The organism is Paenibacillus sp. FSL W8-0186 (genome assembly GCF_037969765.1).
GTDB lineage: Bacteria > Bacillota > Bacilli > Paenibacillales > Paenibacillaceae > Fontibacillus > Fontibacillus woosongensis.
Genome location: NZ_CP150207.1, coordinates 5,629,423 through 5,642,388 on the forward strand (window position 1 = coordinate 5,629,423; position 12,966 = coordinate 5,642,388).

Below are 12,966 nucleotides of genomic sequence, written 5' to 3' on the forward strand. Positions count from 1 at the left end.
CATCATCACCCCTATGCGTTCTAAGCATTATTTAATGCGAATGCGAGGATCCACGATGCCCAGAATGATATCGGAAATTAAAGAACCTAAAATGGAAGCAATGCCATAAAGAAGAACCAGGGCGGTAACGACGCTAAAATCACGGATCAAAATAGAATTTAGAAACAGCTGTCCCATCCCCGGATAACTAAAAATATATTCGATGAACACAGTTCCCCCGATGAGTCCCGTTATTTCATAACCAAAAAATGCGGCGATTGGCAAAAGCGAGTTTCGCAAAATATGATGCGTATAAACGCGAGATTCCGATGCTCCCTTCGCTCTAGCCAGCAAAACGAAATCCTTCTGCTTCGTATCAATAATCTCGCTGCGTAAATACTGTACAGTAGACACGGTAGTTATCAGAGCCATAGACAATGCTGGGAGCAATAAATGGTATAGTTTACTGGCCATGTAGTCGAAGCTGCCCGGAACAAGCCCGGGAGTTACGCTTCCTTCCGTGGGGAACGCCCGGAAATGAAACCCGAAAATCCACAGCATAAGGAGCGAGAAAATGAACAAAGGCGCAGCGAATCCCAGATAGGTATAACCGGTAATAATCCGGTCCCCCCAAGTATCGTTATAACGACCGCTAATGATTCCAAGCGGGATGGCGATGAGATAAGTAATTACTAACGTAACCAAAGACAGCCAGATCGTATTGCTGATCCGTTGCCCGATTAAATCTGTCACGGGCATTTTAAACCGGAAGGATTGGCCAAAGTCACCCTGAACTGCCCTCTTGACCCAATCCCAATATTGAATATGCCAAGGATTGTTCAGTCCCAGCTTCTCTCGCTGCTCGGCTAACATCGACGGATCAACACTAGGATCAAGCATTCCGGTCAAGGCATCCCCCGGCAATGATTTCGCAAGAATAAATACGAGAACGCTCAGCAGGATAATTTGCGGAATCATGATCATCAGCCTGCGCAGAATTGTTTTCCACATCAGCTTCACCCCCTTTCGGGCAATGCCGCAAAGTGAGTGGTGGATAGCGGTTTTAAATCGTAAGCCAGTCCTTCTTGATCAAAATAACGGGAATACGCCTCCTCATATTCCAGACGGATCGTTTGACGCAGCCGCTGACGCTTCTCCCGCTGCCTCGGATCCAGATCCGGAATGGCTGCCAGGAGACGCTTCGTATAAATATGCTGAGGATTCTCAAAAATATCCCTCGTAGTGCCCTGTTCTACATGCCGCCCCTTGTACATAATGCCGATATAATCGCACATGTGGCGGATTATCCCGAGATCATGGCTAATGAATAAATAGGTGAGATTAAGCTCTTTTTGAATGTCCTGCATGAAGTTCAGCACCTGGGCCTGGACGGAGACGTCCAGCGAAGATACCGGTTCATCAGCTATAATGAGCTTAGGCTTCAAAGCGATTGCCCGGGCTATGCCGATCCGCTGACGCTGTCCTCCGGAAAATTCATGCGGATATTTATGTATCGTCTCTGCGCTTAAGCCGACCTGGGTCAAAAGCTCCTGTACGCGGCGCTTCTCCTCCCCAGCCGACAATCGCTCGAAATTGCGCAGCGGCTCCGCCACGATATCCAGCACCCGCTTCTTCGGATTCAATGACGAATACGGATCCTGGAAGATCATCTGAATATCTCTGCGGAACTTTGAACGGCTTCGGCGCATGCCTTTGCCGATGTCCTCCCCTTGAAATAAGATCTGTCCCGCGGTGACCGGGTTCAAACCGATAATCGCCCGCCCTGTCGTTGTCTTCCCTGAGCCGGACTCTCCAACGAGACCATAGGTCTGCCCAGGCTCTATACTCAAGCTGACGCCGTCCACTGCCTTTACCCGATCAATGACCCTTCTGAACACCCCGCCGTAGACCGGAAAATACACCTTCAAATCTCTAACCTCAAGAAGTGCCATACGTATTCCTCCTTAGTGATCGAGAAAGTGAAAATCCTTATAGCATGTACAGCGCACATAGTGGCCCGGTTCGACCTCATGCAGCTGAGGATCTGCCTCGTGCTTCGATTCACTGATCCATGGAATACGTGATCTAAAGCGGCAGCCTTGACGGGGCAAGAGCTTCAGTGACGGTACCACGCCATGGATCACATGCAGCTTCGTCCTCTCGTCGCTCGCGGTAGGTATGGAGCTCATTAAGGAACGGGTATAGGGGTGCTTCGCATTTGTCATCAGCGCATAAATTGAAGCGATTTCAACAATCTGGCCGGCATACATGACCGCTACCCGATCCGCCATCTCCGCCACAACGCCCAAATCATGCGTAATGAGAATAATTCCTGCATCCATATCTTCTTTAAGGCGCCGGATCAGTTCTAAAATTTGCAGCTGAATCGTAACGTCAAGAGCCGTCGTCGGCTCATCGGCAATTAACAGCTTCGGCTCGTTTGCGATGGCGATCGCAATGACTACCCGCTGCCGCATGCCGCCGGATAATTCATGAGGATATTGCCCGTATGTATATTCCGGGCGGGGAATCCCTACTTTATGCAATAATTCGATAGCTTGTTCTCTTCTGTGCTTTCTGGATTTCTTAGTTAACGAAGATGGTTTGGATTCATGAAGAAGCAGTACTTCTTCAATTTGTTCTCCAATAATCATTAGAGGATTAAGTGCAGATAGAGGATCCTGAAAGATCATACTGACTTCGTTACCACGAAGCCTGTTCAGTTCAGCAGGAGACATTGCTGCGAGGTTCTGGCCATGGTAGTAAATCTTGCCCTCCATACGAGCACGCGTATGCAGCCCCATAATGGAAAAAGCCAACGCGCTTTTACCCGAGCCAGACTCACCGACGATAGCCAGTATTTCATTTTTCTTAACCGTTAGACTAAGGTCGTCCACAGCGGCATACCATTCATCGGATATGCGAAATGAGGTCGATAAATTCTCGATTTTCAAAAGTTCTTCATTCACATTCATCACCCTGTCAAGTTATTTAATGACATTATAAGAATGGCAATCATTGCAAACAAAGCGCATATATTTACTCGGTTTTAATTTTTCTCCTCTGCGAGAATAATGTATATAAAGTGGATTTAATGGAAAATAATTTATTTTCTATAAATATATCCTATTGAGCCTTTTTTTCCAAGCACTTTTTCCAAAGTCAGTAAATTTAGGAGCCTAAATTAAAAAAGCACCGTTTGGTGCTATATTAAGTTACACAATAAAAAATGATATAAAGGCAATAAGAAACAGGAGCGATAGCAAAAGCCGCGACCAATTCAGCCATATGGCTTTAACATCCTTCATCGTCTTTCCCCATACCCACCAGGCTGCTATAAAAATCAAAATGATGACGAATCGGTTATGGGTTAATCCAAGCAGATCAAAAGCGTAACTGGCGATATATCGGTCCTCGCCTATTTTTATACTGGATAAGACGGCTAACAGCATTATCAATCCAGCAAGTAATCCAATCCATTGTTTCATCTTAAACATAATTTTCTGCCTCTTTCTTGGCGTATTCTTTAGATGACTCATATAATAGACCGTTTTGTATTTCTAAAGTGCGGGTTGCAATTTCACGGCTTAAATCCTTAAGATGTGAAATAAATATGATTAGTGCTCCAGCCTTTGCCCGGTCGGTAAGCATTTGGCTGGCCATGGCTTGAGCTTCTGGATCAAAGGAAGAGAAAGGCTCATCCAACAGGATAATGGACGTTTGCCGGGCCAATACGGAAGACCAATACAATTTATGCCGCATGCCTAACGAATATTCTTGAACAAACTGCTTAAGGGCATGGTTCATCTGGAACCCGTCAATCATTCTGCCGAATTCCTGGTTGAACTGTTCCTCGGGAATATCGAACAATGCCCGAATGAAATTAGCGTTCTCTTGACCGGTTAAATAGTCGAATAAGTAAGGCTCCACAGGAATATAACTTAGCTGTGATAAAATTTGTCTTCCATCCGTTAAGTTACGGCCCTCATAATATATTTCGCAATCCGCTTCGATAAGCTGGGCAATGATTCGTAATAAGGTCGTTTTGCCGCATCCATTTGGTCCTCTTAGCCATATAATATCTCCCTCATGAGCTTCAAAGGATATTCCCTTAAAAAGGGGTTTATCTTTCTCATAGCCAAAATTCAAATTGCGTACTGCCAGCATCATCTCACCCCTTCTACAAACTAAATACATCCTCCAATACAGCAGCGACTACCAAAAAGACGATAATTGCTAATAGCACCGGCATAAGCTGGCTTTTAATTAAATGGGTCTGTATTCTACGCTGTCGAATAGACTCCTTTATTATTCCCCAAATAATATACGGGCAAATGCAGGCTAAGAGTATGGCGGGTATTTCGAACACCGCGTGCGGAAGAAAAGCCGTGATGATCGTGTCAGCCCGTCCGTTCTGAATGGTTAACTCCAGCCCAACCCCTACAACCATTCCATTTAAAGCTAGCAAAATAATATTCCCAATCCCGTAAGTGGCCGTTCCAATCAATATAACGATTACAGACTGCTTTAAGTTTTGAAAAAGATATTTCCACCACACAATGCCTGAAGCCTCAAAAGGGAGCGGTTTATCATAACTCTGGACAATAAACCCGAAAATAACAGATGCCAGAAATACCAAGGATATAAAAATTAATTTCCCCCGATACAAGTTAAATATTGTGCGCCGAAATGGCCTAATGATTAAATTATTCACTCACTAAAGACGCTCTCTTTCCTTTTTTATTTTTAAAGAAAAAATACAGAGTAAATCCCGTTACTATTACAAAAACCAAGAATGCGTCGTATACCAGCTTTTGACCAACTGAGGTTTCAAAAAAAACGGCAACAAAGAACAATACAAACATGGCCCCCGTGATAAACCTTTTCGGAATGGTATAGAACTGTTGAACGATTCTAGTCTCGTAAGTGTCCATCCGAATTAAGAACATGTTCGCATAGTCAAACCGGCTGCAGTATTTTAGCCAATATGAAGACATTATGCCAATCATGACAAACAGCAGCCATGTACCTATAATTCCTACTATTATTTCAAGCAGACTTCCCTTAAGCTTGATCGCCCCAACCACCAGAATTAGGTTCATAATAAGCTGAAGTGGAACTAACAGAACTAGCAACAACATCGTTTTGCTGCGCATATATTTTTGAACAGAATACTCCGCAGACAACTTCACTAGGTCAATCTGTCTTAATTCACTGGAAGGATGAAGAATCGGATAGTTCCATACCCATAGCCAAGCGGTCTGGTATAACGCAAAACAGCAAATAAACCAAAAGGCAAGAACAAAATTAGTGAACGACTCTAACCCATAGATTAAAAAGAAAGATAGCCCCACAATAGAACTGATCGCCGGAGGAAATACAAGTATGAATTTCTGTGGCAGCTTTGTTTGTCCGATCGTTCTTTCCATAATCCATAAGTCTCTGCTGAGCCAAGGATTTTTACGCCAAAGCATATTAACGATTCCATGATAAAACTTAAAATATAAGCTTCTAGTATTGTCTAGTTGAGGGGAAAGTCTCTTTCGATGGAATGATAGCTTTGACGAATAATAAAGATAACCAAGTGTAAATATGGCATAAACGACCAAGGAGGCCGCCAAAATGATATAGATCCACTCATACTGGAACCAATCCAGTATATGATTAAAACGTGATGTTATTGTAGCTTTAATATTTGCCGAAAATTCACGCAGCACTGCACCTAACCCTTGTCCAAGGCGCTCAGCGGGAATGGGATGATTGATTAACGCTGAAAAAAGCAATTTGCTTATAAAATAAATGGGTACCGTCAAACATACCACCTTCAGGATATATAGCGGGAAGTTTTGGTGAAAAGCCGGCATAGCCGTTACTCCCCAATTTCTTAATACGCTTCTTTTCAGAGTTGTATAATAAATCGTCGATACCAGGAGTATCCACAATGCAATTAGCAGTAAGGAAGACGCCCAATGAAGAGGTGATTTAAGAATTGCATAAATAGCGATAGCCTCAAACATAAATTCATGGATCCAAAACATGATAGTCTCTGTCACTAAAACGACATTTAAAAGCTGATGCCCATTGCGTCCGGATTGCCAAAGTAATTCCTGAATCGGGTGATTGCTGACTCGGCTCGAGTTTTGTCGGGCCATAACTCGAGGAAGTAGCACATTGAATAATAGTACGAAAAAAATAATAATATTTCGGATCTTCTCATGAGAAATGCTCTCTAAAAAAATGGCAAATAAAAATAGTAAAGTTAACTGAAGAATTCCTGCAATGACCCAACAAAGCGCATTAGGAAGCTTGATACCCAAGTTCTCCCTTATTTTCTGAGTGACACCTGCAAAATCCTGTCTAAATTGATCAAGGATCATACTCTTCGATAAAATGCCAAAGGATTTACGCACGAACTCACCTCTAATTTATGTATATCAGTAGCATTAAGTTCAAGTAATGAAAGAAAGAAGAGATGGCCAGTCTCTTCCGTCCTTTCATATATTACCAAGCGATAGCTTGTGCCTTCAGGTTCTTCTTCAGGAGGTCTTTTACATAAAGAATTGCAGCGTCGATCATCACGCTAGTTACGGCGAGCGAACCAGCAGATAGAAGAGTCATAATTGCAGATACTGCAATTGCCGCATAACCCATCGTATCGATCAGATTTACAATTTGTGTCGCAAGCGACTTATCGATACTTAAATAAGCCATAATATCAAACATAAAAACACCTCCTTATTGGTTTATATGGAAATATATGCATATATTTCTCGTTTCAAAATTTATCATAGGGACTCTATCAAGTCAATTGTCCCCAAAGGGACAGTTTGCTTCATTTCATAACAAAAAAGCCAGTTTACCGACAAATTTCGGCAACTGGCTTTTTTAATGATTGGCGATTACTCCGTAGTGTACGGAAGCAATGCGATTTGACGGGAGCGTTTGATCGCAATCGTCAAGAGACGTTGATACTTCGCGCTTGTTCCTGTCACGCGACGTGGCAAAATTTTGCCCCGCTCGCTGATGAATTTCTTAAGCAGTTCAGTATCTTTATAGTCAATGTGAGTAATTTTGTTCACAGTGAAGAAACATACTTTACGACGTTTGTTGCGGCCGCCGCGGCGTGCCGGTCTTTTGTCGTCTCCGCCTTCTCTTTGCTTGAAGCTCATGCTATTCAGTCCTTCCTATATTAAAATGGCAAATCGTCATCCGATATATCGATCGGTTTCCCATCGTCAGAGAATGGATCTTGGCTGCGTGAGAAGTTACTGCTGCTGCGGTTGCTATTGCCGCCCGCGCTGCTTCCACCGAATGGGTTCTCCTCGCGCTGTCCGCCACCACTGCCACCTTCACGATTAGACTCCAAGAAACGGACATTATCAGCAATGACTTCGGTTACGTATACACGTTTGCCTTCGTTATTCTCGTAATTCCGTACCTGAATGCGTCCTTCAACAGCTGTGAGGCGGCCCTTACGCAAGTAATTCGCGCACGTCTCAGCCAGTTGTCTCCAAGTTACGACCGGAATAAAATCCGCTTCGCGTTCTCCTCCCTGCGATGTAAACGGTCTGTCCACGGCTATCGTAAATTGAGTAACCGCTACGCCAGACGGCGTATAACGCAGCTCGGGATCTCTAGTTAGACGTCCGATCAGAATGACACGGTTCAACAATCCAATCCCCTCCTCCGGGCTAATGCTTACAAAGTACTCAGAGTTCAAACAAGTCCCAAGGACCTCTTGAACTCCCTAAAATTAGGCTACGTCTTTCGTAATGAGATAACGGATAACCTCGTCGGAAATCTTCAGAATCCGCTCGAGCTCAGCAACGACATCAGGAGTCGCTGTGAAGTTCACCAGGACGTAAATACCGTCACGGATTTTGTTGATCTCATACGCAAGCCGGCGTTTGCCCATTAGGTCGTGCTTTGTAATTTCACCGCCGTTTTGGATGATGCCTTGGAATTTGTCAACTACGGCTTGAACAGCTTCTTGTTCAAGTTCAGGACGAATGATGTACATCACTTCATATTTGCGCATATATGTCACCTCCTCTTGGACTATGGCCCCCACCTTCTTACCCATGGGAGCAAGGAGCGAGCTTCAACTCGCACCAAAATATTATATCAAATCCGCGTACTCCCTGCAAGTATGAAACCTAAAGGAACTCCATACAATAAACGTGCTTCATGCCTATTATCGCAGCTTCCCCATTTTAAACCGAAAGGAGGCCTTACCCATGGGTGAACAAACCGAATTCGAGCCTGGGGACAAAGCGCCAAATCCCGGCATCTACACGGAGGTAGGCGAGGCGCGCAGCTTCCATACGCAAATCAACAACCCCAAGCGAGTCAAATTGGAACGCGGCGACACATTCCCCGAGACGACAAATAAGAACCGCAAGTGGAAAAAAGCCGAAAAAGCCCGCGTTCACTAATTCAATCGTACCAGCCCTTAGTCACGGAAATATTAATTACAAATCCGGTGCATAAAACACAAGTCTTTGCACATAATACACTTAGACGGCGATGCAAAGAGAGGTGTGGTTCCGTTGGATCATCCACGAGCAACACAGCTGCCTGGAGTCTTATTCACTACCCGTTAGAAGCAAACGATCGCGAATTGAGAAAGACCCCTCTTTATCACTTCGTTAAAGCCTAGGCGAAGATCAGATGTTTCTTAGTCGTGAGAGAAGAATTCCAATCCGCATCCCGTCTGCAAACGGAGAACCCATATGGGTTCTCCTTTGTTGTTAAGACAGGTCTACAGTCCTAAATTTAACATCAAAAAAATCCCCCTACACATATCAGGGGATTCTTGGACTTATTCTTGTTTTCAATTGATGACTATGATGGCGGAAAGGGTGGGATTCGAACCCACGCACGCTTTGACACGCCTAGCTGATTTCGAGTCAGCCCCCTTGGACCTCTTGGGTACCTTTCCACAGCACAATTGAGTATATCATAAAACACATCGCCGATCAAGGGAACTTATGTTCCTTTGATCGGTATAATGCTGAACCTCAACATAGTAAGTCATTCGAGCTATCCGTCACTTCACAGGTTATGACTGGTTCTGCGTGTCCGCGGCCTCTTCCCCGGCTGATGCTGCCGAGTGAATCACCTTACGCATATTTTTCTCAAATTTTGCTCTTGGAACGAGTACGCTGTGCTTGCAGCCCACGCATTTAATTCGGATATCCATACCCATTCGGATGATTTCCATTTCATTGCTGCCGCAAGGATGATTTTTCTTCATCAACACAATATCGCCCAGCCCAAACGATTTACGCTCCATGTATATCCCTCTCCTACCTCTTCCATAATTATTCTATCCCATCAGTCAATTTAGATTGACTAAATCGTTCCCATGCTGCATAACAGCTTAACTTTGTAATTTATTCGCCCTCAGTCAAAGCCGGATTATCCGCTTCAGCTTCTTCCAGTGCCTGCTTAACATAAGTTTGTATTCGCCGCTCGACTTCTTCTCTGGCCGAAGGCAGACATTCCATCGCGATACGGACGACGAATTCGCTGGCTGACAGCGACTGAATGCCAAGCACATGCGGCACTTCCGGGTTATAGGGATGCTCCTCTTTCATTTTTAGCATCGCCCTTTTCAACAAGCCGATACTCTCTTCCAATTTCTTAGCATTGCTGAATGGAAAATCCACAACAACCATCGCATTGTTCAACGAATAGTTCGTCACATTAGTGATCATACCGTTCGGAATGATATGCACCTCTCCCGTCCAGCTGACAAGACGCGTGGAACGGAGTCCAATCATCTCGACCGTGCCTTTAAGACTTCCGGTTTGAATGACATCGCCTACGGCAAACTGATCCTCCAGTATAATGAAAAAACCTGTAATCACATCCTTCACCAGGCTCTGAGCGCCAAAACCGATAGCCAGCCCCAGCACCCCGGCCCCGGCAAGCAGCGGCGCAAGCTGGAAACCGACTTCACCCAGCACAAGCATCACCATAATGAAGTTGCTAGTAATCCAGGTAACATTTTTAAGAAGCTCGCCTACAGTTATGAACCTCCGAGGATTAACCTTTAAGCGGCTTTTCTCCCTCTTCTCCAGAGAACGGTCGATAATCCGATATATGACTTTTATAAATATTCGAGTAAGGATGAAAATAAGAATGATCCGCAAGGCCGAGAACATGACCATTTCCCACATATCGATGTTCGTCACCCACGCCCACAGCTTATCTTTCCAGGTTATTGCGGCTTTAATTGCATCTTCGGGGGAATCAATAGCATTATCTGTTTTCATTGTTAGAAATGTCATCTGCTCCCTCCTATAATTCGATGTTATCATAACCTGATTCCGATTGGGAGTAGATCCCCCGAATGACTACGTTCTCCTGAATCACAATCCCCTTTACGGCGGTTAATGATTCCTCAGGAAAACGAATCGATAGAGCGCAGCCTGCCGTGATTTCCTTCGGTGTCGGAAAAAGGTCGATTTCTATTTCTGCATATTCCAGCAGCATCTCAGCTCGCAATGCTTGCTGCGTCGAATCAAATGCCATCACTAACCATGCGTCCACAGCTTTTAGTCCCTCCCCTAATATAAGCGATACTTTAGTCGGAGTATAGAAATGCTCTTTTTTCCATATACTATCTATTATTCCTTATAGCAGATATACCGAACCCGGCAGCTATAACGATAATTTCAAGCGGAAAGGAAGATTTCTATGTCTCAGCTAAACCCTTCTTTCTCAGGACAAGAAATTCCCTATTTAAAAATACCCCATACCGAACCGGGCATACATTCCGCCATTATTCATCGACTGCTGCTTCATCTAGCCCAGGTCGAACCTGGTCAGGAAATCGTTGTCGTTTGTATTGGCACCGACCGCTCGACCGGCGATTGCCTTGGTCCTCTCGTAGGAACTGCCTTAGCTAAATACAAGTGCCCATACTTTCACTTGTATGGTACATTGGAAGATCCGGTCCATGCCATGAATTTGAAGGATACGCTCCACCAAATTAATACCACATTTATAGACCCTTATATCATTGGCATTGACGCTTGCCTTGGCCAGACGACCAGCGTAGGCTCCATTCAAGTCGTTCAGGGGCCGCTTCGCCCCGGTGCGGGCGTAAATAAAGAATTACCGCCGGTTGGCGATATCCATCTGACAGGCATCGTTAACGTCGGCGGTTTCATGGAATATTTTGTATTACAGAATACAAGGCTCAGCCTGGTCATGCGTTTATCTGAGATCATTGCCAGCAGCCTCTATTCCGCTATTAAAGAATGGAACAAAGGGTTTATTCCCCTTGCGCGGCAAGAGCAATAACCTCGAGCTCTTCCGTTGAGAGAGCATGTGGAGATTCCCCTTTGGTCAGCGGTTTGGCATATACATATGAGCCTTCCCGATTATAAATACCAGTAAGGACCACCCCGTCCTTCTCATCATTGATAAATGCGATGGAGAAGCTCAGGTCATTTCCACGCTCGGCAAAAGCATTGTAACGCTTTATGCCGATTTTTGCTTTTTGTTTTGGCACCAGACTTTGAAGCTGTTTGAGTATCTGTTGTTGCTGTTCCTGTGCATCCTCCAGCTTGCCCTGCTGCAGCTTCAAATCGATGAGCAAGCCCTCTAAATCCTCAACACCTGTTCCCTGCATCATTAATTCATATTTCCGACGGATTTTCCGGAGCTTGCTGCCTTGAAGCAAATTCCATATGAGCAGCCAAACCACGACGATAACTAACCCGATTACAACCCAAACCAACTGCTCCAGAATGAGCTGATTCCATTCTTGCATGCTTCCTCTCCCCTATGTTCAAATCATTGAGCCGAAATTTGCCGCATGGCTAGTACGAATGCCTCAACCTCTTCCTCCGTCGTATCAAACCCTACGCTGGCTCTAACCGCCCCGCCGGCCGATGTCCCCGCTGTCATATGCCCTAAGGGCGTACAATGATAACCGGCGCGCACAGCTATTCCATATTCTCTATCCAATACAAAAGCAATCTCCGCAGCATCCCGGCCTTCCAAATTAAAGGACACAAGCCCCATTCGCGGCTCTCCAAGCTTTGGCCCAATCAAGGATATGCCTGGCAATTTCGCTAACTCCTTCATCATCATCTGGATAAGCATCCATTGCCGTTCATAAATTTGTTTTACCCCATATTCAAGCACAGCATGTACACCTGCAGCCAACCCCGCTATGCCGACCGTATTTGCCGTCCCGGCTTCAAAGCGATCAGGGCGCACAGCAGGTTGTTCAAGCTCCTCGGATTGGCTTCCTGTCCCTCCATGCAGCAAAGGCTCCAAATCTACCTGGGGAGAGATGTATAGCCCTCCTGTGCCTTGTGGGCCGAGCAAACCCTTATGTCCAGGAAAAGCCAGCAAATCAATTCCCATCTCAGCAACATCAATCGGATACGTCCCTGCAGATTGTGCCGCATCAACTAGAAAAATCGCCTCATGCTCGTGAGCTAGATGCCCAAGCTCTTGCAGCGGCAGAATGCTGCCTAGCAGGTTTGATCCATGTGAACAAACAACAAGCGTCGTCTCCGGACGGAACGAGTTCCTGACCTCGTTCAAATCAAGCTGTCCCCGTTCATTTATTGCTATATAATCCACTTTAATCCCCATGGTTCTTTTCAAAAACTCCAACGGCCTTCTAACCGAATTATGCTCCACCATTGTCGCAATCACATGATCCCCAGGTTTCAGCCATCCTTTGATGGCCAAATTCAAAGCGGATGTCGTATTAGAGGTGAATACGATATCGTTTGGATTAGAAACATGAAACAACGTTGCCAGTGCTTGCCTAGCATTAAACATAATCCGCCCTGCTTGAAGCGCCATATTATGATTTCCTCGCCCGGCACTGGCGGCCTGACCATTGAGGATCGACATCATGGCCTCCCCTACGGCTGGCGGCTTAGGCCAAGACGTTGCCGCATGATCCAAATAAATGACGGCTTGCTTTTTCAGTGAACTCCCCTCCTAAATCAA

18 protein-coding genes and 1 tRNA gene are annotated in these 12,966 nt (G+C 45.1%); 2 read left to right on the forward strand and 17 right to left on the reverse strand.

The annotated features are described in order from the left end of the window. Nucleotides 1-27: 27 nt before the first annotated feature. The 11 genes from opp4B to rpsF all read right to left on the reverse strand — a co-directional run bounded on the left by opp4B (nt 28) and on the right by rpsF (nt 8,017). Nucleotides 28-990: an oligopeptide ABC transporter permease gene (gene opp4B / locus MKX50_RS25275; protein WP_213591772.1), complete on the reverse strand. Its 963-nt coding sequence runs from the start codon at nt 988-990 to the stop codon at nt 28-30. Between the two features lie 5 nt (nt 991-995). Continuing rightward, nucleotides 996-1,931, reverse strand: a complete 936-nt coding sequence (locus MKX50_RS25280) for an ATP-binding cassette domain-containing protein (RefSeq protein WP_213591773.1) — start codon at nt 1,929-1,931, stop codon at nt 996-998. A 12-nt stretch (nt 1,932-1,943) separates the two neighbouring features. Then, nucleotides 1,944-2,948: an ABC transporter ATP-binding protein gene (locus MKX50_RS25285; RefSeq protein WP_213591774.1), complete on the reverse strand. Its 1,005-nt coding sequence runs from the start codon at nt 2,946-2,948 to the stop codon at nt 1,944-1,946. A gap of 246 nt (nt 2,949-3,194) precedes the next feature. Then, the gene (locus MKX50_RS25290; protein WP_339158087.1) at nt 3,195-3,467 is read right to left on the reverse strand and encodes a hypothetical protein; all 273 of its coding nucleotides are present in this window, start codon (nt 3,465-3,467) and stop codon (nt 3,195-3,197) included. A gap of 1 nt (nt 3,468) precedes the next feature. Continuing rightward, on the reverse strand, nt 3,469-4,149 hold the full coding sequence (locus MKX50_RS25295) for an ABC transporter ATP-binding protein (protein ID WP_244996465.1): 681 nt from the start codon (nt 4,147-4,149) through the stop codon (nt 3,469-3,471). A 10-nt stretch (nt 4,150-4,159) separates the two neighbouring features. Then, a complete protein-coding gene (locus tag MKX50_RS25300) occupies nt 4,160-4,693 on the reverse strand; it encodes a stage II sporulation protein M (RefSeq protein WP_213591777.1) in 534 nt (177 codons plus the stop codon). After that, complete coding sequence (locus MKX50_RS25305) at nt 4,686-6,389, reverse strand: hypothetical protein (RefSeq protein ID WP_213591779.1); 1,704 nt, start codon at nt 6,387-6,389, stop codon at nt 4,686-4,688. Before MKX50_RS25305 ends, MKX50_RS25300 begins: the two co-directional genes overlap by 8 nt. A gap of 91 nt (nt 6,390-6,480) precedes the next feature. Further along, entirely contained in the window at nt 6,481-6,702 is a 222-nt protein-coding gene (locus MKX50_RS25310; RefSeq protein ID WP_213591781.1) for an uberolysin/carnocyclin family circular bacteriocin, read from the reverse strand. A gap of 176 nt (nt 6,703-6,878) precedes the next feature. Then, on the reverse strand, nt 6,879-7,148 hold the full coding sequence (gene rpsR / locus MKX50_RS25315; protein ID WP_018750422.1) for a 30S ribosomal protein S18: 270 nt from the start codon (nt 7,146-7,148) through the stop codon (nt 6,879-6,881). A 20-nt stretch (nt 7,149-7,168) separates the two neighbouring features. Then, entirely contained in the window at nt 7,169-7,651 is a 483-nt protein-coding gene (gene ssb, locus MKX50_RS25320) for a single-stranded DNA-binding protein (RefSeq protein WP_213591783.1), read from the reverse strand. 81 nt (nt 7,652-7,732) lie between these two features. Beyond that, on the reverse strand, nt 7,733-8,017 hold the full coding sequence (gene rpsF / locus MKX50_RS25325) for a 30S ribosomal protein S6 (RefSeq protein WP_155613261.1): 285 nt from the start codon (nt 8,015-8,017) through the stop codon (nt 7,733-7,735). A gap of 199 nt (nt 8,018-8,216) precedes the next feature. On the opposite strand from rpsF, the gene MKX50_RS25330 reads away from it, so the two are divergent. Further along, nucleotides 8,217-8,414 carry a YjzC family protein gene (locus MKX50_RS25330; RefSeq protein WP_155613260.1) on the forward strand — a complete coding sequence of 66 codons (198 nt, stop codon included), beginning with the start codon at nt 8,217-8,219 and terminating at the stop codon, nt 8,412-8,414. A 415-nt stretch (nt 8,415-8,829) separates the two neighbouring features. Here MKX50_RS25330 and MKX50_RS25335 read toward each other — a convergent pair. The 4 genes from MKX50_RS25335 to MKX50_RS25350 form a co-directional block, all read right to left on the reverse strand. Further along, a tRNA-Ser gene (locus MKX50_RS25335) sits at nt 8,830-8,920 on the reverse strand. Nucleotides 8,921-9,040: 120 nt separating this feature from the next. Continuing rightward, nucleotides 9,041-9,274, reverse strand: a complete 234-nt coding sequence (locus MKX50_RS25340) for a DUF951 domain-containing protein (protein ID WP_213591785.1) — start codon at nt 9,272-9,274, stop codon at nt 9,041-9,043. A gap of 100 nt (nt 9,275-9,374) precedes the next feature. After that, on the reverse strand, nt 9,375-10,274 hold the full coding sequence (locus tag MKX50_RS25345) for a mechanosensitive ion channel family protein (protein WP_244996467.1): 900 nt from the start codon (nt 10,272-10,274) through the stop codon (nt 9,375-9,377). A gap of 10 nt (nt 10,275-10,284) precedes the next feature. Beyond that, nucleotides 10,285-10,536, reverse strand: a complete 252-nt coding sequence (locus MKX50_RS25350; RefSeq protein ID WP_244996469.1) for a DUF3343 domain-containing protein — start codon at nt 10,534-10,536, stop codon at nt 10,285-10,287. 147 nt (nt 10,537-10,683) lie between these two features. Between MKX50_RS25350 and yyaC the strand changes: the two genes are divergently transcribed. After that, entirely contained in the window at nt 10,684-11,292 is a 609-nt protein-coding gene (gene yyaC, locus MKX50_RS25355) for a spore protease YyaC (protein WP_155613257.1), read from the forward strand. On the opposite strand, the gene MKX50_RS25360 is transcribed toward yyaC, so the two are convergent. Next, the gene (locus MKX50_RS25360) at nt 11,264-11,764 is read right to left on the reverse strand and encodes a DUF4446 family protein (protein WP_339158088.1); all 501 of its coding nucleotides are present in this window, start codon (nt 11,762-11,764) and stop codon (nt 11,264-11,266) included. The genes yyaC and MKX50_RS25360 overlap by 29 nt on opposite strands. 23 nt (nt 11,765-11,787) lie before the next feature. Continuing rightward, on the reverse strand, nt 11,788-12,921 hold the full coding sequence (locus tag MKX50_RS25365; protein ID WP_339158089.1) for an aminotransferase class V-fold PLP-dependent enzyme: 1,134 nt from the start codon (nt 12,919-12,921) through the stop codon (nt 11,788-11,790). Between the last annotated feature and the right edge of the window lie 45 nt (nt 12,922-12,966).